Annotated in this window: 20 protein-coding genes and 1 tRNA gene; 11 read left to right on the top strand and 10 right to left on the bottom strand. The window is 63.5% G+C overall.

Annotated elements, in window-relative coordinates:
• From proS to hemA, 7 genes are all read right to left on the bottom strand, one after another.
• Window positions 1-695 (bottom strand): proline--tRNA ligase (proS, locus tag Q0D45_RS09570; RefSeq protein WP_293391835.1); only part of this gene is annotated, 695 nt, incomplete at its 3' end.
• Window positions 696-789: 94 nt separating this feature from the next.
• Window positions 790-1,593: a crotonase/enoyl-CoA hydratase family protein gene (locus Q0D45_RS09575; protein ID WP_293391838.1), complete on the bottom strand. Its 804-nt coding sequence runs from the start codon at window positions 1,591-1,593 to the stop codon at window positions 790-792.
• A gap of 82 nt (window positions 1,594-1,675) precedes the next feature.
• Window positions 1,676-2,062 carry a hypothetical protein gene (locus tag Q0D45_RS09580; protein WP_293391840.1) on the bottom strand — a complete coding sequence of 129 codons (387 nt, stop codon included), beginning with the start codon at window positions 2,060-2,062 and terminating at the stop codon, window positions 1,676-1,678.
• A gap of 8 nt (window positions 2,063-2,070) precedes the next feature.
• Window positions 2,071-2,802: a molybdopterin-synthase adenylyltransferase MoeB gene (gene moeB / locus Q0D45_RS09585; protein WP_293391844.1), complete on the bottom strand. Its 732-nt coding sequence runs from the start codon at window positions 2,800-2,802 to the stop codon at window positions 2,071-2,073.
• The gene (gene prmC, locus Q0D45_RS09590; protein ID WP_293391847.1) at window positions 2,799-3,794 is read right to left on the bottom strand and encodes a peptide chain release factor N(5)-glutamine methyltransferase; all 996 of its coding nucleotides are present in this window, start codon (window positions 3,792-3,794) and stop codon (window positions 2,799-2,801) included. Before prmC ends, moeB begins: the two co-directional genes overlap by 4 nt.
• Window positions 3,794-4,882 (bottom strand): peptide chain release factor 1, encoded by a 1,089-nt coding sequence (gene prfA, locus Q0D45_RS09595; protein ID WP_293391850.1) that lies wholly within the window; start codon window positions 4,880-4,882, stop codon window positions 3,794-3,796. Before prfA ends, prmC begins: the two co-directional genes overlap by 1 nt.
• A 110-nt stretch (window positions 4,883-4,992) precedes the next feature.
• Window positions 4,993-6,255 (bottom strand): glutamyl-tRNA reductase, encoded by a 1,263-nt coding sequence (gene hemA / locus Q0D45_RS09600; protein WP_293391853.1) that lies wholly within the window; start codon window positions 6,253-6,255, stop codon window positions 4,993-4,995.
• A gap of 222 nt (window positions 6,256-6,477) precedes the next feature.
• On the opposite strand from hemA, the gene Q0D45_RS09605 reads away from it, so the two are divergent.
• The 7 genes from Q0D45_RS09605 (at window position 6,478) to Q0D45_RS09635 (ending at window position 12,140) form a co-directional block, all read left to right on the top strand.
• On the top strand, window positions 6,478-8,169 hold the full coding sequence (locus Q0D45_RS09605) for a tetratricopeptide repeat protein (protein ID WP_293391856.1): 1,692 nt from the start codon (window positions 6,478-6,480) through the stop codon (window positions 8,167-8,169).
• Window positions 8,166-8,798, top strand: a complete 633-nt coding sequence (lolB, locus tag Q0D45_RS09610; RefSeq protein WP_293391859.1) for a lipoprotein insertase outer membrane protein LolB — start codon at window positions 8,166-8,168, stop codon at window positions 8,796-8,798. Before Q0D45_RS09605 ends, lolB begins: the two co-directional genes overlap by 4 nt.
• Window positions 8,799-8,877: 79 nt before the next feature.
• Window positions 8,878-8,952 (top strand) — tRNA-Gln (locus tag Q0D45_RS09615).
• 144 nt (window positions 8,953-9,096) lie between these two features.
• A complete protein-coding gene (locus Q0D45_RS09620; RefSeq protein ID WP_293391862.1) occupies window positions 9,097-10,056 on the top strand; it encodes a ribose-phosphate diphosphokinase in 960 nt (319 codons plus the stop codon).
• 4 nt (window positions 10,057-10,060) lie between these two features.
• The gene (locus Q0D45_RS09625) at window positions 10,061-10,522 is read left to right on the top strand and encodes a hotdog fold domain-containing protein (RefSeq protein ID WP_293391864.1); all 462 of its coding nucleotides are present in this window, start codon (window positions 10,061-10,063) and stop codon (window positions 10,520-10,522) included.
• 144 nt (window positions 10,523-10,666) lie between these two features.
• Complete coding sequence (locus tag Q0D45_RS09630; protein ID WP_293391866.1) at window positions 10,667-11,455, top strand: enoyl-CoA hydratase; 789 nt, start codon at window positions 10,667-10,669, stop codon at window positions 11,453-11,455.
• 19 nt (window positions 11,456-11,474) lie between these two features.
• A complete protein-coding gene (locus tag Q0D45_RS09635; RefSeq protein WP_293391869.1) occupies window positions 11,475-12,140 on the top strand; it encodes a TetR/AcrR family transcriptional regulator in 666 nt (221 codons plus the stop codon).
• A gap of 70 nt (window positions 12,141-12,210) precedes the next feature.
• Here Q0D45_RS09635 and fadA read toward each other — a convergent pair whose 3' ends face one another.
• Together fadA and fadB are read right to left on the bottom strand one after the other, a co-directional pair.
• The gene (fadA, locus tag Q0D45_RS09640; protein WP_293391872.1) at window positions 12,211-13,371 is read right to left on the bottom strand and encodes an acetyl-CoA C-acyltransferase FadA; all 1,161 of its coding nucleotides are present in this window, start codon (window positions 13,369-13,371) and stop codon (window positions 12,211-12,213) included.
• 73 nt (window positions 13,372-13,444) lie between these two features.
• Window positions 13,445-15,595, bottom strand: a complete 2,151-nt coding sequence (fadB, locus tag Q0D45_RS09645; protein ID WP_293391875.1) for a fatty acid oxidation complex subunit alpha FadB — start codon at window positions 15,593-15,595, stop codon at window positions 13,445-13,447.
• Window positions 15,596-15,835: 240 nt separating this feature from the next.
• Here fadB and Q0D45_RS09650 point away from each other — a divergent pair, with 240 nt between their 5' ends.
• The 3 genes from Q0D45_RS09650 to Q0D45_RS09660 all read left to right on the top strand — a co-directional run bounded on the left by Q0D45_RS09650 (window position 15,836) and on the right by Q0D45_RS09660 (window position 18,501).
• Complete coding sequence (locus tag Q0D45_RS09650; RefSeq protein ID WP_293391878.1) at window positions 15,836-16,732, top strand: phasin family protein; 897 nt, start codon at window positions 15,836-15,838, stop codon at window positions 16,730-16,732.
• 106 nt (window positions 16,733-16,838) lie between these two features.
• Complete coding sequence (locus tag Q0D45_RS09655; RefSeq protein WP_293391881.1) at window positions 16,839-17,771, top strand: metalloregulator ArsR/SmtB family transcription factor; 933 nt, start codon at window positions 16,839-16,841, stop codon at window positions 17,769-17,771.
• Between the two features lie 187 nt (window positions 17,772-17,958).
• Window positions 17,959-18,501 carry a fasciclin domain-containing protein gene (locus Q0D45_RS09660; RefSeq protein ID WP_293391884.1) on the top strand — a complete coding sequence of 181 codons (543 nt, stop codon included), beginning with the start codon at window positions 17,959-17,961 and terminating at the stop codon, window positions 18,499-18,501.
• A gap of 71 nt (window positions 18,502-18,572) precedes the next feature.
• On the opposite strand, the gene dnaQ is transcribed toward Q0D45_RS09660, so the two are convergent.
• The gene (gene dnaQ / locus Q0D45_RS09665; protein WP_293391887.1) at window positions 18,573-19,313 is read right to left on the bottom strand and encodes a DNA polymerase III subunit epsilon; all 741 of its coding nucleotides are present in this window, start codon (window positions 19,311-19,313) and stop codon (window positions 18,573-18,575) included.
• A gap of 227 nt (window positions 19,314-19,540) precedes the next feature.
• Here dnaQ and Q0D45_RS09670 point away from each other — a divergent pair, with 227 nt between their 5' ends.
• Complete coding sequence (locus Q0D45_RS09670; protein ID WP_293391890.1) at window positions 19,541-21,649, top strand: Ig-like domain-containing protein; 2,109 nt, start codon at window positions 19,541-19,543, stop codon at window positions 21,647-21,649.
• The last annotated feature ends 25 nt before the right edge of the window (window positions 21,650-21,674 follow it).

Consider the following 21,674-nt stretch of genomic DNA (forward strand, 5'->3'; position numbering starts at 1 on the left):
TTGGCCGCGTCGTCGCCCTCGTCGCTGACCGCCAGCAAGTCTTCGCCAGCCTGCGCCAGAATGTGGAATTCCTCGGTGCGCGAGCCGCCGATGGCGCCGCCGTCTGCCTTGACGATGCGGAACTCGACACCCACCCGCGTGAAGATCTTCACGTAGGCCGCGCGCATGTTCTCGTACTCGGCGGCCAGCGACTCGGCATCCATGTGGAAGCTGTAAGCGTCCTTCATGATGAATTCGCGCGCACGCATGACGCCGAAGCGCGGCCGGCGTTCGTCGCGGAACTTGGTCTGGATCTGGTAGTAGTTGACCGGCAGCTGGCGGTAGCTGCGCAGATCCTGGCGGACGTGGAAGGTGATCACTTCCTCGTGCGTCGGGCCGTAGCAGAACTCGTTCTTGTGGCGGTCCTTGAGACGCAGCATCTCGTCGCCCATCACCTGCCAGCGACCGGATTCCTGCCACAGCTCGGCCGGGTGGATGCTCGGCATCAGCACCTCGGCGGCACCGGCGCGGTTCATCTCCTCGCGGACGATGTTCTCGATCTTGTGCAGCACGCGCAGGCCGATCGGCATCCACGAATACAGGCCCGAACCCAGCTGGCGGATGAAGCCGCCACGGAGCATCAGCTGATGGCTGACGATCGCGGCATCAGCCGGGGTTTCCTTCGACGTGGACAGCGGAAAGCGGGACAGGCGCATGGCAGGCAATCAGCAGGAAAAGACCGGCGCGGATTGTAGCGTTCACGCGAAAGCGCCGCCCCGCAATGAGCGGGGCAGCGCGATGAAAAGAAGCTTATTTGCCGGTGAACTTGGCCGGACGCCGCTCGACAAACGAAGCAACGCCTTCCTTGACATCCTCGCTGCCCATGATCGGCGCGAGGTCCTTGACCAGACGATCGATCGCCTGCTGGTCGCCCTGCTCGATGGCGATGCGCGAGGACTTCAGGCTGGCGTAGACACCGAGCGGCGCCTGCGCGGCGACTCGTTCGGCGATCGCAAGACCGCGCTCGAACTGCGAACCGGTCGGCGCAACTTCCTGGACCAGGCCGATACGCAGCGCTTCGGCGGCGTTGAACTCATCGCCGGTCAGCAGATAACGCTGGGCATTGCCCCAGCCGAATTCCTGAACCATGCGCACCGTCGCGCCGCCGACTGCATAGATGCCACGCTTGACTTCGATCTGGCCGAAGCGGCAGTCATCGGCAGCAACGCGGATATCGGCGGCCAGCGCCAGCTCGATCGCCACCGTGTAGCAGATGCCGTGCATCGCGAAGACGATGGGCTTGGAGACGCGCTTCTCGGGAATCAGGCCGAACGGATCGCGCTCGTGCTCGGCGAGGTCGGGCCATTGGCCGGAGGAGAACGCCGGCGTCCACTTCGGCAGATCGAGGCCAGCGGTGAAGTGCTTGCCGTTGGCGTAGACCAGGGCGCAACGCAGTTCCGGATCGGTATCGAGCAGGCCGTAAGCCGCTGCGAGCTGGTGATGCATGTCCAGGTCGAAAGCGTTGTACTTCTCCGGCCGGTTGAAGGCGATCAGCAGCACATGGCCGCGGCGTTCGGTCAGGATTTTCGGTGGGGTGGCGGTGGTATCGGTCATGTCAGCTCCTCGCGAGTTGTCGTTTTTGTGAACAGTCGTACCGACATTCTGCCAGTCCGCTCAGGCTTGAGGAGAAAAACCTTCAGGCCTCGACGTCGAGTTCCTGCTCGACGATCGCGCCATCCAGCGACCACCAGCCGCGCAGTTGCAACACGCCCTTGATCGCCAGCGATGCGGTCAGCCGCAGATGTTCCGGGTGATCGGCGAAATCCTCCGCCAGCGGCGGATTCGGCAGCTCCGGCCGATGTCGGTACAGCGCCCAGATGCGCTTGCCATGCGTGGCCAGCATCGTCTGCGCGTCGGCGATCGATGCGCCTGCGACCAGCGGCATCCAGCCATTCGGCACGCTGTTCTCGCCGTCATCGGCGACGACCAGACTCAGGAACGGCTCGGTGGCGATCTGCGCCTCGTGCAACAGGCGGATCGCGAAACGGCGCGGGATCAGGATTGGAGTACTGGGCGTTGGCATCTTTGGAATCAGGTCGGAACGCCGCAGACGCGGCAATGGGGATCGCGGGCGATGGCAAGGCTGCGCCACGACAGTTTGAGCGCATCCCAGAGTTGCAGGCGACCGGCATCGTCGCCGATGCCGAGCAAAGCCTTGATCGCGATCAGCGCCTGCATCGCGCCGATCACGCCCACCACCGGGCCGAGCACGCCGGCTTCCTCGCAGGTTTCGGTCGCTTCGCCATGCTCGCCGAACAGGCAGGCATAGCAGGGGCCGCCGGGCACGAACAGCGCGATCTGGCCTTCGAAGCGAATCGCGGCACCGGAAACCAGCGGCTTGCGGGCGGCAACACAGGCGGCGTTGACCGCGAAGCGCGTCGGGAAGTTGTCCGAACAGTCGAGCACGATATCGGCCTCGCCTATCGCGGCGGCAAGGCCTGAGTCGTCGAGCGGCCCAGGCCGTGTTTCGATACGGCATTCCGGGTTCAGCGCGCGCAGATTGTCAGCTGCAGCATCGAGCTTGGCGCGACCCAGATCGGCACTGCGATAGACGATCTGCCGCTGCAGGTTCGAGCGTTCGACGTGGTCACGGTCGCTCAAGATCAGCCGGCCGAGCCCGGCACCGGCGAGATACAGGCTGGCTGGCGAACCGAGACCGCCGATGCCGATGATCAAGGCGGTCGAATCGCGCAGCAGGCTCTGGCCGTTGACCCCAACTTCGCGCAACACGATCTGGCGGCTGTAGCGGGCGTAATCGCTCATGGCTTGCGGCCGCCGCTGCAACGTTCATTGCCACCGAAGTCATTGCGGCTCTCGATATTCAGAAAGCCTGCCGCTTGCAGCAAGGCTCTGACCGCCGGGCCTTGGTCGTAACCGTGTTCGAGCAGCAGCCAGCCGTCGGCTTTCAGATGCGCAGGCGCATCGCGAACGATCTCGCGGATCGCGTCGAGCCCATCCGCGCCGGAGGTCAGCGCGAGACGTGGTTCGTAGCGCAGCGAGGCCAGATGGGCATCGCCTTCGGCAATGTAGGGCGGGTTCGAGACGATCAGATCGAACAGCGCAATGGTCTCCCCTCTCCCCCCGGGAGAGGGCGTTTGGCTCAGGCCTTCGAACCATGAGGAGCAGCCGAACTCGACATCGCCGATCCCATTGAGCCGCGCATTCTCGCGAGCCACATCGAGCGCCGCCTCGGACACATCGGTTGCGAGCACCGAAACATCCGGCCGCTCGCTGGCAATCGCCAGCGCAATCGCACCGCTGCCCGTGCCGAGGTCGAGGACGTAGGGCGGCCCTCGGCCGTCAGGGTCGGCGGGCATGGCCCGCCCTACGGCAGCCTGCTCGGCGAGCAGAGATATGGCCCATTCGACCAGGGTCTCGGTATCCGGCCGCGGAATCAGCACGGCGGTGTCGACCGCCAGTTCCAGGGTCCAGAAGCCCTGGCGCGTCGTGATGTAGGCCACCGGCTCGCCGAGCTTGCGGCGCTCGATCGTCGAGGCGTAGCGCAGCACGGTCGCCGCTTCGATCGCGTCCTCGTGGCGCAGCCGCAACTGGGAGCGTTCGCTGCCGATCAGCCGCGCCAGCAGCACCTCGGCATCGGCGCGGGCGCTGTCGGATGTGCTGACCAGTTCCGACTCGGCCCAATTCAGCCAATCGCGGACGGTGCCCGGCGCCAAGCCTTCGACGGTGGGTACCGGACGCGGTGTCGCATCGCTCGGCAATTGCGCCGCGGGTGTCGCGGTCTCGTCCGCCGACATCAGCCGGCATCTCCGGCGCTGGCCATCAGTTCGGCCTGGTGTTCGGCGAGCAGCGGCTTGATGACGCCGTCGAGCTCACCGGCGATCACCCGGTCGAGCTGATACAGGGTCAGGTTGATGCGGTGATCGGTGACCCGGCCCTGCGGAAAATTGTAGGTGCGGATGCGCTCGGAACGATCACCGGAGCCGACCAGCTTCTTGCGCGTCGCCGCCATCTCGCTGTCCTGCTTGCTGCGCTCGGCATCGAGCAGCCGCGAAGCGAGCAGGCTCATCGCCTTCGCGCGGTTCTTGTGCTGGCTGCGCTCTTCCTGGCATTCGACGACCACGCCGCTGGGCAGATGGGTGATGCGGATCGCCGATTCAGTCTTGTTGACGTGCTGGCCACCGGCGCCGGACGAACGATAGGTGTCGACCTTCAGATCCGCCGGATTGATGTCGATCGCCTGCGCTTCCTCGACTTCCGCCAGCACTGCCACGGTTGCGGCACTGGTGTGGATGCGGCCCTGGGCCTCGGTTTCCGGCACTCGCTGCACGCGGTGGGCGCCGCTTTCGAACTTCAGCCGCGAGTACGCGCCGAAGCCGGCGATGCGGGAGATTATTTCCTTGAAGCCGCCGTGCTCGCCTTCGTTCTCGGACAGCACTTCCAGCGCCCAGCCCTGCGCCTCGGCGTACTTCTGATACATGCGGAACAGGTCACCGGCGAAGATCGCCGCTTCGTCGCCGCCGGTGCCGGCGCGGATTTCGAGGAAGACGTTGCTGTTGTCGAGCGGATCCTTGGGCACCAGGAAAGCTTCGAGTTCCAGTTGCAGCGCATCGCGCTTGACGGCGAGCGCCGGCAGATCGGCCTCGGCCATGGCGCGCATTTCCGGATCGCTGTCGGCCTTCAGCAGTTCCAGACCTTCGATTTCGTCGAGCGCCGCGCGATAGGCGTCATAGGCATCGACCACCGGGCCGAGTGCCGCGTACTCCTGCGACAGCCGGCGGAACTTGTCGGAATCGCCTAGCACCTCCGGCGATGACAGTTCGCCGGCCACATCGGCACGGTGCTCGGCGAGGGTTTCGATCTTGCGGAGCAGGCTGGGTTTCATGGTCGAGAGGCGACAGGCGTGGCTAGGCGGAGGAACGAGGCGATACAGCACAGCGAGTGAGGCTCGCTAACGCTGACCGCTTCCCTCGCCGATCCCGACCACGGTGGCGCTCAGGGTTCCAGCGGCGGCAGATCGAACAGCTTTTCTGCCGCGTCCATCAACTGCGACTGCTCCACCACGTCCGCCGAGCGCAAGGCCTTGCTCGGCGCATGCAGCAGCTTGTTGGTCAGCGTGTCGGCGACGAAGGCCATCACCGCTGCCGGGTTTTCGCCGTTGGCGAGCTTGCGCGCGGCTTTCTCCAGCACGTCATCACGGCTGATCCGGGCGTGATCGCGCAGGCGACGGATGGTGACGCCGGCATCGCGGCTTTCCAGCCAGCGCTCGAACTGCGTGGCGTGGTCTTCGACCAATGCCTCGGCCTGCTTGGCGGCGTTCTCGCGCACCTTCATGTTGCCGGCGATCACCGCTTTCAGATCGTCCAGCGTGTACAGATAAACGTCTTCCAGCGTGCTGATCGCAGGATCGAGATCGCGCGGTACGGCGAGATCGATCATCAGCACCGGCTTGCGACGGCGACGCGCCAGCGCATTGGCAACCGGTTCCTTGCCGAGAATGAAGCCGCGCGCGGCGGTGCAGGAAATCACCACATCCGCTTCCGGCAGATGGGTGGCGACCTCGGCAAGGCTGATCGCGTAGCCACCCAACGAGGTCGCCAGCAGCTGCGCCTTCTCGAGACTGCGATTGGCGACCACGATGCGCCCGACGCCGCTGGTCTTCAGGTGCCGCGCCAGCAGCTGGATGGTTTCGCCGGCGCCGATCAGCAGCACGCTCTGGTTGCGCAGATCGGAAAAGATGTGATGCGCCATCTGCACGGCGGCGTAGGCGATCGACACCGGATGGGCGCCGATCTCGGTCTCGCTGCGTACCAGCTTGGCCACCGAGAACGAATGCTGGAACAACCGGTACAGCACCGGGCCCAGCGACTTCACGCCTTGGGCCAGTGCGAATGCGGTCTTCATCTGGCCGAGGATCTGCGGCTCGCCGAGCACCATCGAATCGAGGCCCGAGGCAACTCTCAGCGAATGCTTGACCGTGCCGCGATCGCGCAGCACATAGGTATGAGCGGCAATGATGCCGGCCGGTGCCTGGCGTTCGCGCTGCCACCAGTCGAGCAGGCGCAGTTCGTGGTCGGGCGAGGCGACAGCGAAGATCTCGGTGCGATTGCAAGTCGACAGGATCGCCGCTTCGCTGACCCCGGACAGCCCGCGCAGGCGGATCAGCGCCTCGGGGATTTCGGCCTCGGTGAACGCCAGCCGCTCGCGCGTTTCAACCGGCGCGGAGTGATGACTGAGTCCGAGTGTCAATAAGGCCATGGGGTCACAAATGTCTCGTTTGGTTGATTTTCCGGCATGACGCCGGCCGGCACAAGCGAGCGCCTTCACGACCGCCAGCGGCCAGCCCCTCACGAGCACCCCAACTGCCCTTTCGGCGGCAGATGGAGGACGCCTGATCCAGGCGGAGCGCTACAATACGTTCACGATTTCTCCCTGGCCGAACTCTACGTGCAAGCCTCCTGTCCGTCCCTGCAACTCCCGTTGGGCTTTGCAATCTCCGTGCTTGGCGGCTGTCTGCTAAGCCCGGCTCTTCAGGCGGCAGATTCAGCACCCTCAGCCAGTGCGGCGCATCAACCGGCAGCGCCGTCCCGCGAGGCCCAGGCTCAGTACCACATCCTCGCGGGTGAGGTTGCTGCCGGGCGCAAGCAGCCGCAGGTTGCTGCCGAGGAATTCATTCAGGCACTCGATTTCGTCAGTGATCCGGCACTGGCAAGCCGCGCCACGATGCTGGCGCTGAGCGCCAACGATGCCGATCTGGCCCTGACCGGCGCCCGCAAGTGGCTGAAGCTGGAGCCGACCAGCCTCGAAGCGCGCGAAGTGATCCTGCGGCTGGCGCTGCGTGCCGGGCTGGTCGATGACTCCTTCCAGCAGTGCATGGCGATCGTCGCTGATCATCCCGGTGGCCCGGATGATGGCTTCCGCCACGTGGCCTTGCTGCTGTCCCAGGAAGAGGACCACGCCGCGTCAGCCCTGCTGCTAATGGAGCGGCTGGTCGCCACGCAACCGAAACGCAGCGGCGCCTGGCATGCCCAAGGCCTGCTGGCGCTGCGCTTCAACGACATCGACCTGGCCGAACGCTCGGCGCGCGAAGCGATGCGTCTCGAGCCCGGCTCCAAGGAAGCGCCACTGCTGCTGACCGGCGTGCTGGTGCGCAAGGGTGATTTCACAGAATCCGATCGCCTGCTCGAAAATCAGGTTCGCAACAATCCGATCGAATCCGATCTGCGGCTGGGCTATACACGGCTGCTGATCGAAGCGAACCAGAAAGGCCGCGCACGCAAGCAGCTGAAAGCCGTGCTGAAGCACGAGGCCGACAATACCGACGCCCAGTACATGCTCGGTCTGCTCGATCTCGACGACGGCAAGCTCGATGAAGCGGAGCTGCGCTTCAAGGCGCTGTCGACCGGCAAGGAACGCGGCGTCGACGCCCATTACTACCTCGGCCGCATCGCCGAACGGCGTGACCAGTTCGAGACCGCGCTGAAGGAATACACGCTGGTCAACAGCGGCCAGCAAGTGCTCGACGCCACCATCCGCCGGGCCACGATGCTGGCCCGTCTCGGCCGCCTGACGGATGCCCGCGCCACGCTCGAACAGCTGCGCGAGCAGTACCCGCAGCTGGCGCCGCGTCTGTATGTCATCGAGGGACAGTTGCTGAGTGACGCTGGTGAACTCGATGAGGGCCTGCGCCTGTATTCCGAAGCGCTGAAGCTCTACGAGAACGATCCGGAACTGCTCTACGCACGGTCGCTGATCAACGAGCGTATGCAAAGGCTCAACGATGCCGAATCCGATTTGCGCGCAGTGCTGCTGCGCGAGCCTGCAGATTCCCGTGCGTTGAACGCCCTCGGCTTCATGTTGACCGTGCATGGCACCCGACTCGACGAAGCCGAACGGCTGATCGTCAAGGCACTGGAACTGACGCCGCAGGATCCATCGGTGATCGACAGCATGGGCTGGCTGCGCTTCCGGCAGGGACGCGCGAGCGAAGCCGTGGCGCTGCTGTCGCGCGCCTATGAAGCGTTTCCGGATCCGGAAGTGGCGGCCCATCTCGGCGAAGCCTTGTGGAGCACCGGTGAACGAGAGCGCGCGCAGCAGGTCTGGAAGAAGGCGCAGGAAACCGCGCCCGACCACCCAGTGCTGCAGGAAACCGTCAAGCGACTGATGCCATGAACCCCACCCGATTGCTCACGCAGCGTCTGATCGTCGCTGCGCTGGTTGCCCTGCTGCTCAGTGCCTGCGGCGGGCAGCCGATCAAACAGCTGAATACCGATCTGGCCGAACGGAACTGGGGCATCCGCCGCTCGAATATCGCGGCCGTGCAGAGCTTCGGGCTGAAAGGCCGGATTGCCGAATCCGGTATCGCCGGCGGCCGCGGCGATATCGACTGGACGCAGAGCGGCGAGCGTATCGATCTGCGCATCTCCGGTCCGCTTGGCGTTGGTGCGCTGGCGATCAGCGGCGATCCGCAAGGGGTGGAGATCCGCAGCAAGAACGGCGTCATCGCCACTCGCGAACCGGAAAGCTACATGCAAGAACGCCTGGGCTGGAGCGTGCCGTTGGGCATGCTGCGTTACTGGGTGCTCGGCGTACCGGCGCTGACGCGTCATTACGAGGACGCACCGAGGATCGTCAAGCTCGACGAGATCGGCCGTGCCGAGAATTTCGAGCAGACCGGCTGGAAGGTCGAGTACCTCGAATACCAGGTCGTCAACTCTCTGGCCCTGCCGCGCAAGCTCACCTTGTCGAACGGCAGCCGCAGCTTCCGCCTGGTAATCGACGACTGGTCGGGTACGCCCTAGCCCGTCTGATCGCGAATAATCTTGCGCAGACCGCCAAGCCCGCGCATCACGACGCTATAATTCGCGCGCTTTGAGATGTTGGGGCGTCGCCAAGTGGTAAGGCAGGAGGTTTTGATCCTCCCATTCGGTGGTTCGAGTCCATCCGCCCCAGCCACTCAGATTTTGTTAGCGCCGCTTGCATGGCGCTTACAAAATCGAGTGTCCCCGCGAAGGCGGGGACCCCGTTTTTTCTTGCCGGCATAGCAACCCCGCTGTCCCCTCGTTGCCCCCGGCCCTCTCACCCAGAACCCGAGCCCCGATGTCTGACAGTTCAGCCCAGTTGATGTTGTTCAGCGGCAGTGCCAACCCGGCGCTCGCTCAGGACATCGCGAACTACCTGCACATGCCGCTCGGCAAGATGTCGCTCGGCCGGTTCTCGGACGGCGAAGTGCAGATCGAGATTCTCGAGAACGTCCGCGGCAAGGACGTCTTCGTAATCCAGCCGACGCACGCGCCAACCGATCAGCACATCATGGAATTGCTGATGATGCTCGACGCCTTCAAGCGCGCATCGGCAGGCCGCATCACCGCTGTCGTGCCGTACTTCGGCTATGCCCGCCAGGATCGCCGCCCGCGTTCGGCGCGCGTGCCGATCAGTGCCAAGGTGGTGGCCGACATGATCGGCGAATGCGGCGCCCATCGTGTGCTCAGCGTCGATCTCCACGCCGACCAGATCCAGGGCTTCTTCGATATCCCGGTCTACAACGTCTACGCCAGCCCGGTGCTGCTCGGCGACATCTGGCGCCAGAAGTACGAGAACCTGATCGTCGTTTCGCCCGATGTCGGCGGCGTGGTCCGTGCCCGCGCGTTGGCCAAGCAGCTCGATGAGGCAGACCTGGCAATCATCGACAAGCGCCGTCCGCGCGCCAACGAATCGCAGGTGATGAACATCATCGGCGATGTCAGCGGCAAGACCTGTGTGCTGATCGACGATCTCGTCGACACCGCCGGCACGCTCGGCAAGGCCGCAGCAGCACTGAAAGAACATGGCGCGATCAAGGTCGTCGCCTACGTGACACACCCGGTGCTTTCGGGACCAGCGATCTCGAACATCCAGAATTCCCAGCTCGACTCGATGGTCTGCACCGACACCATCGTGCTGTCGAAGGAAGCGAAGGCCTGCCCGAAGATCCGCCAGCTGTCGATCGCCGGCCTGCTCGCGGAAACCATCCGCCGGGTCAGCGCCGAGGAATCGGTCAGCTCGCTGTACGTCGACTGATCCAATGCCCTCGCCAGTCAAGCTCTTCGCTGCACTGTCCCGGCTGCCGCTGGGACGCGAACTGTTCACCCGCGGCGTCTGCCGCACCGCGCCCTACTTCGGCAGCATTCGGCCGCTGGTGACCGAGCTCAGACTCGGCCGTTGCGAAGCGTCCTTGCGCAAGCGGCGCGCGGTGCAGAACCACATCGGCACCGTTCACGCGATCGCCATGTGCAATCTCTGCGAACTGGTCGGTGGTCTGCTGATCGAAGCGACCCTGCCGAAAGCGCTGCGCTGGATTCCGAAAGGCATGACCGTGCGCTACCTGAAGAAAGCGGCGACCGATCTGCATGCGGTGCTGGAATGGATGCCTTCGTTCGCCGACGATTTTCGCGGCGATGTCGTGCTGCCGGTGCAGGTCATCGACAGCGCCGGCATCGTGGTCATGGAAGCCGACATCACCATGTACGTGTCGCCGCGCCGCTGAGCCTGGCTGAGGTGCAGCATTTTCAGCCTCGCAACCAGGCTTGAAAATCAGCCGGACGCTACGGCAAGCTTCATTACCGAATGACGACGCGATCGGGGCTGGGGCATGATGGCTCATTGCCCGCTGACTATCCCGGAGTTGCTTGTGACCCAGCCTCAGAACCCGCTGATCCTGACCGACATCAAGGATCGTGTGATGACCATCCGCCTGAACCGCGCGGACAAGAAGAACGCGCTCACTCAGGACATGTACACGGCGATGGCGGACGCCGTCGACGAAGCGGCCGCGAACAACGAGGTCCGAGTGGTGCTGTTCACCGGCACCGGCAATTCCTTCTGCGCCGGCAACGATCTTCAGGACTTCCTCAAGCTCGACCACAACACGCCGCGCGACCAGAACCCGGTGCTGCGCTTCATGAAGGCGCTGGCCGCGCTGCCGAAACCGGTGGTTGCCGCCGTCAACGGCCCGGCGGTCGGCATTGGTGCAACGATGCTGTTCCATTGCGATCTGGTCTACGCCGGCGCGGGCGCCCGCCTCCAGTTCCCGTTCGTCAATATCGGCATCTGCGCCGAGTTCGCGTCGACCTATCTGCTGCCGCGGATGATCGGCCACGTGAAGGCCGCGGAGATGCTGCTGCTCGGCGAGCCGTTCACTGCCGCCGTGGCCGAAGCCAGCGGCCTGGTCAACGCGGTACTGCCGGAAGAGGAAGTTGAAGCCCATGCGCTGTCCAAGGCATTGAAGCTTGCCGCGCAGCCGCCCAATGCGCTGCGGGTGACCAAGATGCTGATGAAGCGCTGGTCCGAAGGACAGATACAGGAAGCGATTCCGCTCGAAGCCGATCACTTCATTCCCATGCTGCGCCAGCCGGAAGCGATGGAAGCGATGACTGCGTTCATCGCCAAGCGCAAGCCGGATTTCTCCAAGTTCAACTGAACGGCCGAGGACGAAAGCCTTGTCCTCCCTGCCTCGCGATAACAAACGCGAACACAACAAGCAGGCGAACCGCGCCACGCTGATCGAAGCGGCGCGCGTCTGCTTCGTGGGGATGGGCTTCGATGCGGTAACGGTGCGCGATATCGTTCGCGAAAGCGGGCTGGCGCCAGGCACTTTCTACAACTACTTCCCGGACAAGGAAGCGCTGTTCAGGGAAGTGCTCGACGAGCGCATGGGCGAGATCACCCGGCGCATGCACGCCATGCGTGCCGAAGCCGCGACCTTGAGCGACTTCCTGTACGGCGCCTTTCATACCTTGTTCGAGAAGATCATCGAGGAGCCCTGCTTCTTCGAACTGATCCTGCGCAACGAGTACGCGGTGCGCAGCCTGTTCAAGGAAACCGTGGTCGGCATTCCGATGCAGCAGTTGAAGGGCGATCTCAACGATGCGATGGCGCGCGGCCTGTTCCCGGAACTCGATGTCGATCTGCTGGCGGCAGCGCTTTACGGCATGGCCTTCGAGATCGGCCGTGTGCTCTGCGAACAGGGCAGCCGCGATCCCGACCAGGCCGCCCGCTTCGCGACCCGCATGCTGGTTGAAGGCATCCAGACCTTCGGCCTCAGCGGCCCGCGCGCCAAGCTCGGCCGCGGCATTGCGCCAGGCATGACGGTGATCCAGACCTGATTCATTACGAACGCTGACGGGCACAAAAAGGCCGGGGATCACCCGGCCTTTTTGTCAGCTCAGCACGTCATCAATGCAGGCGTTCGATGATCGTCGCCACGCCCTGGCCCATGCCGATGCACATCGTCGCCAGGCCGTAGCGGCCGCCCTGCTCGTTGAGCACATGGGCCAGCGCGCCGGTGATGCGGGCGCCGGAGCAACCCAGCGGATGGCCGAGCGCGATCGCCCCACCCTTCAGGTTGACGCGGTCCATGCGGTCGAGAATCTTCAACTCGGTCATCACCGCCAGCGACTGGGCAGCGAAGGCTTCGTTCAGCTCGAAGTAGTCGATGTCGGCCAGGGTCAGACCGGCACGCTTCAGCGCCTTCAGGGTCGCCGGCACCGGGCCGCGGCCCATGGTCGACGGATCGCAGCCGGCGCTCGCCATCGACACGATGCGAGCCAGCGGCTTCAGGCCCAGCGCCTTGGCCTTGTCGGCCGTCATCACCAGCACGGCCGAAGCACCATCGGAAAGCGCCGAGCTGTTGCCGGCAGTGACCGAGCCCTTCGGATTGAACGCCGGCTTCAGCTTGCCGAGGTCCTCGATGTTGGCGTTGCCACGAACGACCTCATCGAAGTCGACGAGGATCGGCAGGCCGTCGGCATCATGTCCGGCGACCGGGACCATCTCGTTCTTGAAGCCGCCGTTCTTCTGCGCGGCCGCCGCCTTCTGATGCGAGGCGAGCGCGAACTCGTCCTGCTTCAGGCGGCTGAGCTGGAACGCCGTCGCCAGCATTTCGGCGGTCAGACCCATCATCGCCGCCGCTTTCGCGGTGGTGACCGACAGCTCCGGGTTACCGTCGAAGTTGTAGTCCATCGGTACGTGGCCCATGTGCTCAACGCCGCCGCAAATGAAGATCTCACCGGCTCCGGCCTGGATCGCGCCGACCGCCGAGTGGATGGCGGTCATCGACGAACCGCAAAGACGGTTGACGGTCTGGCCCGACACTTCGATCGGCAGGCCGGCGAGCAGCGACGCCTGACGGGCGATGTTGAAGCCCTGCTCCTTGGTCTGCTGCACGCAGCCCCAGATCACGTCTTCGATTTCCTTCGGGTTGACGGCCGGATTGCGCTTCATCAGCGCCTTGATCAGTTCGGCGGACAGGTTCTCGGCGCGGACATTACGGAACACGCCGGCGCGCGAGCGACCCATCGGGGTGCGGACGGCATCAACGATGACGACATCAGTCATTTCAAATCTCCTGGATGTACTTCCTGTACAAGACCGCGCCATCCGTGGCGCGGACTATTCAAAGAAACGGGCCTTACAGCGGGTAGTAGCGCTGGCCGGCGGCGGCCATGGCCTTCATCGTTGCGGTCGGTTCGTAGAGCTTGCCGAGCGAGGCGTACTTCGCGCACTTCTCGACCAGATTCGCGAGGCCGAGGGAATCGGCGTACTTCAGCGCGCCACCGAGATGCGGCGGGAAGCCAACGCCCATGATCAAGCCCATATCGGCCTCGTTCGCGGTGTCGACAATCTTCTCTTCGAGGCAGCGGGCGGTCTCGATGATCATCGGAATCATCAGGCGCTCCATGATTTCCTCGTCGCCGAAGTCCTTGGTGCCGTTCGGCTGCACCTGGGCGATCAGCTCGTAGGTTTCGGCGACGACAACCTTCTTCGGCTTGCCCTTCGGATCGGTCTCGTACTTGTAGAAACCGATGCCGTTCTTCTGGCCGTAGCGCTTGGCTTCGTACATCACGTCGAGTGCGGTCTTGAACTCGCGGCCCATGCGGTCCGGATAGCCTTCGGCGAGCACGTCACCGACATGGTGCGAGGTGTCGATGCCGACCACGTCCTGCAGGTAGCTCGGGCCCATCGGCCAGCCGAAGCTTTCCGCCGCCTTGTCCATCTTCTGGTAGTCCGCACCGTCGCGGAGCAGCAGGCTCCAGCCGCCGAAGTATGGGAACAGGATGCGGTTGACCAGGAAGCCCGGGCAGTCGTTGACCACGATCGGCGTCTTGCCCATCGCACTGGCGTAGGCAACGATCGTCGCCACCGCTTCCGGCGAAGTCTTGGCACCCTTGATGACCTCGACCAGCGGCATCTTGTGCACCGGATTGAAGAAGTGCATGCCGAGGAAGTTCTCGGGGCGCTTCAGATCGGCGGCCAGCAGGTCGATCGAGATCGACGAGGTATTCGAGGCGATCACGGTGTCGGCGCGGACGATGTTCTCGACATCGGCCAGTACCGCTTTCTTGACCTTCGGGTTCTCGACGACCGCTTCGACGACCACGTCGACGGCACCGAAGTCACCGTAGTTCAGGGTCGGGCGGATCGTCGACAGCACGGCACCGGCCTTCTCCGGCGTCATCTTCTTGCGGCCGACCTGGGCCGAAAGCAGCTTGTTCGCTTCGTTCATGCCGAGGTCCAGCGCCTTGTCGGCGATGTCCTTCATGATCACCGGCGTACCACGCGAGGCGCTCTGATAGGCGATGCCGCCGCCCATGATGCCGGCGCCGAGCACGGCACCCTGCTTCACCGGACGGGCAATCTTCGAATAAGCCTTGCCCTTCTTCTTCAGCAGCTGGTCGTTCAGGAACAGGCCGATCAGCGAATCGGCCGCCTGGGTCTTGGCCAGCTTGGCGAAGGTGGCGGATTCGATCGCGATGGCATCGTCACGGGTCTTGCCGGCGCCCTTCTGGATCGAGGTCACGGCCGCAACCGGCGCCGGAAAATGCTTGCCAGCCTTGCCAGCGATGAAGCCCTTGGCGGTCTCGAAGACCATCGCGGCTTCGATCGGGCCGAGCTTCAGCTTGCCGGTCTTCTGGGCACGGCGCGCCTTCCAGTCAAAAGCGCCGCTCTGGGCCAGGGCCAGCAGCTTGAGCGCGGCTTCGCGGGTTTTCTCGGGCGGAACCACGGCATCGACGGCGCGAATCTTCAGCGCTGCATCCGGCTTCGCGGCTTCGCCGCCGGCAATCCATTCGATCGCGTTGTCGGCGCCGACCAGACGCGGAAAGCGCACGGTGCCGGCAAAGCCCGGAATGATGCCGAGCTTCACTTCCGGGAAACCGATGCTGGCCTTGGCCGAGATCACGCGGTAGTCGGTGGTCAGTGCCATCTCGAAACCGCCGCCGAGGGCGATGCCATTGATCGCGGTGACGCTCGGGAACGGCAGATCCTCGATCGCGGAGAACACCTTATTGGTCTCGATCGCCCACTTCGCGATCTCTTCCTCCGGCAGCTGGAAGCTTTTGCCAAATTCGGTGATGTCGGCACCGACGATGAACACGTCCTTGCCGCTGGTGACGATCAGGCCCTTCAAGCTCGTGTCAGCGGTGAGCAGGCTACCCGCTTCCTTCAGTTCGGCGATGGTCGCGGCGTCGAACTTGTTGACCGACTCGTTCTGGCGGTCAAACTTCAACTCGGCGACATCGCCGTCGAGCCGCGTGACCTGGATCGATTTGCCTTGATACATGGAGCGTGAGTCCTCTTGGAGTTGTACGAAAGCTGCGGCGGGGCCGGATTGAAGGGCCATGCGGTACCGTATGGAATAAACATTATACGCATCTTGCCCTGCTGGATTGCCATCGACGCCTGGACACTGAGAGCGGCCATCCACACATCCGGCAATGTTCTTGCAACTACTTGTTTTGACGCTGTTGTCAACGCGCACCTAGAATCGAATCCTCGTTCACCGTACAGGGGGTAACGCGACATGGCTGACAAGAAGACTTTCACCAAGCCCATCAATGATCTGCTCGAGATCGTCCGGCAGTCGCTGGACACGCTCAGCAACGCCAACCAGATCGTTTACGGCGGCGTGCAGAAGCTGGCCGATGCCGAACTGAAGGCGCTGAACGATTATTACAAGGCCGCCATTGCCTCCTTGAAGAAGGCGCAGGGCGACAAGAACATCAAATCCGCTGCTCAGAAGCAGGCCACCCTGCTGCAGGATGCGGTGACCAAGCTGATCGACAACGCCCGTGCCTCGCTGGTCGTGGTCTCCGATGCCCGCGCGGAACTCGCGAAACTGGTCAAGGGTGGCAAGGGCGGCGCACCGCTGTCGATCGCGCGCCTCGAAAAAGCGATCAAGCCGGCGCAGAAAGCGCTCGCCAAGATCAAGGCCGATGCCCAGAAGGCCGGCAAGACCGCCAGCGACACGGTCAAGAGCGCCAAGAAGGACATCAAGACTGAAGTCACCAAGGTCGAGAAATCACTGAAGGCTGACGTCAAGGCGGCCAAGAAGACGGTCAAAGCTGAAGCCAGCAAAATCGAAAAAACCGTCAAGGCCGACGTCAAAGCGGTCAAGAAGGTCGTCAAGGCTGTCGAGAAGAAGGTCGTCAAGACGGCCAAGTCGGTCGAGAAGACCGTTGAAGATGCCGCCAAGGCCGGTGTCGCCGAAGCCAAGAAGATTGTCAGCCGCGCGGTGCCGACGCCGTCACCGAATTCGCGCGCCAGCCGCGCAACCAGCGCTGCGAAGAAAGTCGTCACCAAGGTCACGGCAAGTGCCGAGAAGGCTGTCGATGCGGCCAAGGCCGGTGCCGAATCCGCTTCGGCGAAAGTCAGCGCTGCGGTTAACTCGGCTGTCGACGCGGTCAAGTCGCAGGGTTGATCCGGAGCCAAGCCGCAGCTGATCGCGGCGTCCGGCCGTCCCTTCGCCAAGCCTGCCGACAGGTCGTCGGCAGGCTTTTTTATTGCTATCGCATCACCATCGCCGAATGAAACTGAGCATCGCGCAAAGTACCGAACTGTGGCGTCTGCTCGCCGATGCCAGCCGGCTGCGCCTGCTGCTGCTGCTGGAGGCACATCAGCTCTCGGTAGCCGAGCTGACCGAAATCACCGGACTGGCGCAAAGCCGGGTGTCGACCCATCTCGGGCGTCTGAAGCGAGCCGGTCTTGTTCAAGCCGGACGCAGCGGCGGCGGCGCGCTCTATTCCTTGAGTCCGGATCGCGGTCGCGCCTCCGAACTGTGGGCGGTGATGCGCGAGCGGCTTGAAGATCCGCAGGCTCAGCTCGATCGCGAACGCGCCAGCGAGGTCGTCCGGGTTCGCAAGCACGGCCAGACCTGGGCGGAATCGGTGGCCGGCCGCATGGAGCTGCACTATTCCCCCGGCCGGACCTGGGAAGCCACCGCGCGCGCGCTGATCGGCCTGCTCGACCTCGGTGACGTGCTCGATGTCGCCTCCGGCGACGGCGTGCTGGCCGAGCTGATTGCCGAGCGCGCGCGCAGCGTCGCCTGTGCCGACATCAGCGCCAAGGTGCTCGGCGCCGCCAGGCGACGCCTCGGCGATCCGCGAAATGTCGCTTTCACCCAAGCCGACATGCGCCAGCTACCCTACCGCAACGCCAGCTTCGACCATGTCTTTCTGATGCACGCGCTGACTTACGCGCGCAAGCCCGAAGCGGTGCTCGCCGAAGCCGCGCGCTGCTTGCGACCAGGTGGCCGCTTGATCATCGCGACCCTGAGCGCGCATCAGCATGAAGCGGCGATGCAAGCCTACGATCACGTCAATCTCGGCGTGACCGCTGGAATGCTCGCAAATTGGCTCGGCAAGGTTGGACTCGACGTCGAACTGTGCCGGATTACCTCGCGTGATCCGCGCCCTCCGTATTTCGAAGTGGTGAGCGCTTTGGCTCGACGCGCCGTTTAAGCATTGGCGGCGTGTTGCTCGAACCGAGCTTCTGGAGCCGGGCGTGACCAGCCTGCCGATCGTTGGCCAACAAGGATTCATGGAGCGATTGCGTCTGGAATGGAGCATCGCCAGTATCTGTCGAGGCGTTCACTACGCTGCGTCGGCTTTGCCGGCGCTCAGCCACACATCATTTCTGGAGAGACCCGTGAAGAAATTCGTACTGACGTCAAGCCTGGCGCTGCTGCTTTCGTTGCCGGCTTTCGCTGCCAACCCGATGGTTGGCGGCGCGCCGATGCCGCCGACCAAGGACATCGTCGACAACGCCGTCAACTCCAAGGACCACACCACGCTGGTGGCCGCCGTGAAGGCGGCCGGTCTCGTCGACACGCTTAAGAGCAAAGGTCCGTTCACCGTGTTCGCGCCGACCAACGAAGCTTTCGCCGAGCTTCCGGCCGGCACCGTAGACACGCTGCTGAAGCCGGAAAACAAGTCGAAACTGACCAGCATCCTGACCTATCACGTCGTTGCCGGCAGCTACGACTCCGCAGCGATCATCGCCGCCATCAAGAAGGGCGGCGGCAAGCTCAGTGCGACAACGATCGCCGGTGGCAAGCTGGTCGCGACGATGGAAGGCAAGGATCTGATCCTCACTGATGAGAACGGCGGCAAGTCCAAGGTCACGATTGCCGATGTCTATCAGTCCAATGGCGTGATCCATGTGGTCGACAAGGTGCTGCTGCCGAAGTGATCCGGCAAACGCAGTAACGAAAATGGGCAGCTTCCTGGCTGCCCATTTTGTTTGCTGTCTTTCGGTTCCTGTCAGCCGGCGGGCGAAGATGTCTGAGCCAGTTCTTCATCCCACAAGCGCTTGCCACTCTTCTTGACGATGTACTTCAGGCGCTCGACATGAGCGACGAGTTCTTCATCACTGGCGCGGATCACCCGCAGTGGCCGGCTCAGATCGGCGGCAAAGGCTGCGGCAGTTTCGGCGGCCGTGGCATCGCGCCGGCCATCGGTCGTCGGCTCGCTGATCAGGCCCAAGGCCGCCTGGCCGCCGGTCATCGCCAGATAGACTTCGGCCAGCAGCCGAGCATCGAGCAACGCGCCATGCAGTTCGCGGTGCGAGTTGTCGATGCCGTAGCGCTTGCACAAGGCGTCGAGACTGGCCTTTTGCCCTGGATGCAGTCGCTTGGCCATCCGCACGGTGTCGGTCACCGTACACAGGCTCGCGATCCGTTCGGGACGACCGGCTCGCTCGAGCTCCTTGTCCATGAAGCCTACGTCGAACGCGGCGTTGTGAATCAGCAGCTCAGCACCGCGCAGAAAATCGATGACCTCGTCGGCCACCTGATGGAAGCGCGGCTTGTCGGCCAGGAAAGCCGTAGTCAAGCCATGAACAGCCAGCGCGCCGGGGTCGCTGTCGCGGTCCGGGTTCAGGTACCAGCGCTGTTCGGCAGTGAACCGGCGGTTGCGTAACTCGATGCAGCCAATCTCGATGACCCGGTGCTCGCGCGCCTCAAGTCCAGTGGTTTCGGTATCGAGCAGAATCTGACGGCTCATGGGTTTTTTTCGGAAAGCAAGGCGAAGGCCATAAAAACGACATAGGGACGTTAAACAGATCGTCCAAATTAGGTACATTCGCAGCCGGACGACAGTACACTGCGAACGTTGACATCAGCCGAGGTTATAGAGCTGCTGCAACTTAACCCGTCATGCTCAGGTTAGTCCTGATGACAACGTCATCAAGCTGACCGTTTACACAAATCAACTAGATCGAGATCTGCCCAATGCGCGATCGTAAACTTCATTTTAGAACCATCGGCAACTGGTTGGCGCTGGTACTGCTGGCGACCCTCGTGTCCGCCTGTGGCGAAAACCAGACCGGCGACGTCACGCCGCCAACGGTCATTGCCACCTCGCCGATCAACACGCAGACCGGGGTCCCGGTATCGACCACGGCCGTCACGGCGACCTTCAGCGAGGCGATCAACCCGAGCACGATCAACGGCACCAGCTTTCTGCTGACTGCTGGCGAAGGCGGCGCAGTCGTCGGCACAGTGACCTACTCCGGCGTAGTCGCGACCTTTACGCCGGGCGCTGCTCTTGCGCCCAATACGACTTATACGGCGACGATCACGACCGCGGTTCGCGATCTCGTCGATAACGCGCTGGCCAGCAATTTCGTCTGGCAGTTCACGACGGGCGGGCTTCCAGACACCACGCCACCGCAGGTCAGTGAGGTCAACCCGCTCAATGGCGCCACCGACGTGCCGGGTAACCGCCGTTTGCTGGCGACCTTTAGCGAAGCCATTGATCCCGCCTCGATCGGCGACACCGGTTTTACAGTGACTAGTGGTGAGGCGCCCGGCGCCCCAGTCGCAGGCACTGTCAGCGTCTCGGGTTCGGTGCTGACCTTCACGCCGGGCACGGCAACGACCGTCTCCACACTGACGAGCAATACGGACTACACCGTCACGCTGTCGCGCAACCTCAAAGATCTGGCCGGCAATCCGCTGGGCACCGACTTCGTCTGGACTTTCAGAACCGGCTCAACTGGTGATGCGACGTCGCCGATCCTCGTCCTCACCGATCCGTTCAATTCAGAAACCGGCACGGCGACCAATACACCGATCACGGCGACCTTCAGTGAGCCGGTCAATCCTGAGACGATCACGGCATCGAGCTTCACGGTGGCAACCAATGGGACTGCCGTAGCTGGAACCTTCACGGTTTCCGGCCGATCGGTCACGTTCGTCCCGAGCGTGCCGCTGGCTGCATCGACGACGTATACGGTGACGGTGTCCAATACGGTGACCGATCTGGCCGGCAATCCGCTGGTCGGTTCTGACGTGGCGAATCCTTGGACGTTCACGACCGGCCTGGCTCAGGACGTGACCCCTCCATTCGTCAATCTGACCTCGCCCCCGAACGGTGCCACCAACGTCTGTATCAACTCGACGATCAACGCGCGCTTCAATGAATCGGTCGCGACAGATACTGTCGTATCGATGGTCGGAACGCCGATCGAAGAGACGAGCTTCATCATCAGGGATCCGAACGGCGTTCAGGTGCCGGGAACCGTGACCTACAACGGCACGACCCGCATCGCGACATTCCGGCAGGCGCAGAATTTCGTGGCCGGGCTCATTTACACGGCCACGGTCACCAGCAGAGTGACTGACCGAGCGATCCCGCCGAATTTCCTGGACATGAACGCGGGGCCGGTGCCAAATCCTTGGACCTTCCAGATCGGCCTGACTAACACGGTCTGCCAGTTGCCGGTGCCGCTGCGCTCGCTGAGCAGCTTCGGAATCTTCGCCGGTGGCGGCCTGACGAATACGGCGGGCCCGACCACCATCAATGCCGATATTGGCTTGTCGCCGATTACCACCTGCGATCTGTGCGATGCACCGGATTTGGTGCGGACCGGCAACCTCTATAAAGATACCGATGAAGCCAAGCTGGCTAGCGAAGATCTCGGACGCGCCTTCACGGACGCAGAGGGGCGACCAAGAGGTCGGGAAACAACGCAGCTGACCGGACAGGCGCTGGAGCCGGGTGTCTACAGCTCGGCGGGTTCGATGACGCTTGATACCAACGGGATCCTGACGCTCGATGCGCTGGGCGATAGCAGCGCCGTCTGGATTTTCCAAGTGGACGGCAACCTGCAGTTCGGCGAGGACTCCAGGGTCGTGCTCGCCAATGGTGCTCAGGCGGCCAACGTGTTCTGGGTCGTCCAGGGCACCATCACCACCGATAACAGTGCTCGGATTGGCGGCACGCTGATGGCGCGTACCGGAATCAACTTCGCTAACGATGCGAAGGTGGTTGGCAGGGTTCTCACGTTTGGTAGCGCGCGGATACGCCGCGCCACGATCAATCTGCCCGCGCCATGAATCCGATCAAGCCCAAAGACAAGGG

It is taken from the genome of Nevskia sp. (assembly GCF_023266035.1).
Lineage (GTDB): Bacteria > Pseudomonadota > Gammaproteobacteria > Nevskiales > Nevskiaceae > Nevskia.

Bases quoted from the DNA above. Each gene is read 5' to 3' on its own strand.
- dnaQ (WP_293391887.1), bottom strand. From the start codon at position 19,313: ATGAGCCGTCAGATTCTGCTCGATACCGAAACCACTGGACTTGAGGCG.
- Q0D45_RS09655 (WP_293391881.1), top strand. From the start codon at position 16,839: ATGAAACTGAGCATCGCGCAAAGTACCGAACTGTGGCGTCTGCTCGCC.
- fadB (WP_293391875.1), bottom strand. From the start codon at position 15,595: ATGTATCAAGGCAAATCGATCCAGGTCACGCGGCTCGACGGCGATGTC.
- Q0D45_RS09625 (WP_293391864.1), top strand. From the start codon at position 10,061: ATGCCCTCGCCAGTCAAGCTCTTCGCTGCACTGTCCCGGCTGCCGCTG.
- fadA (WP_293391872.1), bottom strand. From the start codon at position 13,371: ATGACTGATGTCGTCATCGTTGATGCCGTCCGCACCCCGATGGGTCGC.
- prfA (WP_293391850.1), bottom strand. From the start codon at position 4,882: ATGAAACCCAGCCTGCTCCGCAAGATCGAAACCCTCGCCGAGCACCGT.
- moeB (WP_293391844.1), bottom strand. From the start codon at position 2,802: ATGAGCGATTACGCCCGCTACAGCCGCCAGATCGTGTTGCGCGAAGTT.
- prmC (WP_293391847.1), bottom strand. From the start codon at position 3,794: ATGTCGGCGGACGAGACCGCGACACCCGCGGCGCAATTGCCGAGCGAT.
- Q0D45_RS09575 (WP_293391838.1), bottom strand. From the start codon at position 1,593: ATGACCGATACCACCGCCACCCCACCGAAAATCCTGACCGAACGCCGC.
- hemA (WP_293391853.1), bottom strand. From the start codon at position 6,255: ATGGCCTTATTGACACTCGGACTCAGTCATCACTCCGCGCCGGTTGAA.
- lolB (WP_293391859.1), top strand. From the start codon at position 8,166: ATGAACCCCACCCGATTGCTCACGCAGCGTCTGATCGTCGCTGCGCTG.
- Q0D45_RS09580 (WP_293391840.1), bottom strand. From the start codon at position 2,062: ATGCCAACGCCCAGTACTCCAATCCTGATCCCGCGCCGTTTCGCGATC.
- Q0D45_RS09670 (WP_293391890.1), top strand. From the start codon at position 19,541: ATGCGCGATCGTAAACTTCATTTTAGAACCATCGGCAACTGGTTGGCG.
- Q0D45_RS09620 (WP_293391862.1), top strand. From the start codon at position 9,097: ATGTCTGACAGTTCAGCCCAGTTGATGTTGTTCAGCGGCAGTGCCAAC.
- Q0D45_RS09650 (WP_293391878.1), top strand. From the start codon at position 15,836: ATGGCTGACAAGAAGACTTTCACCAAGCCCATCAATGATCTGCTCGAG.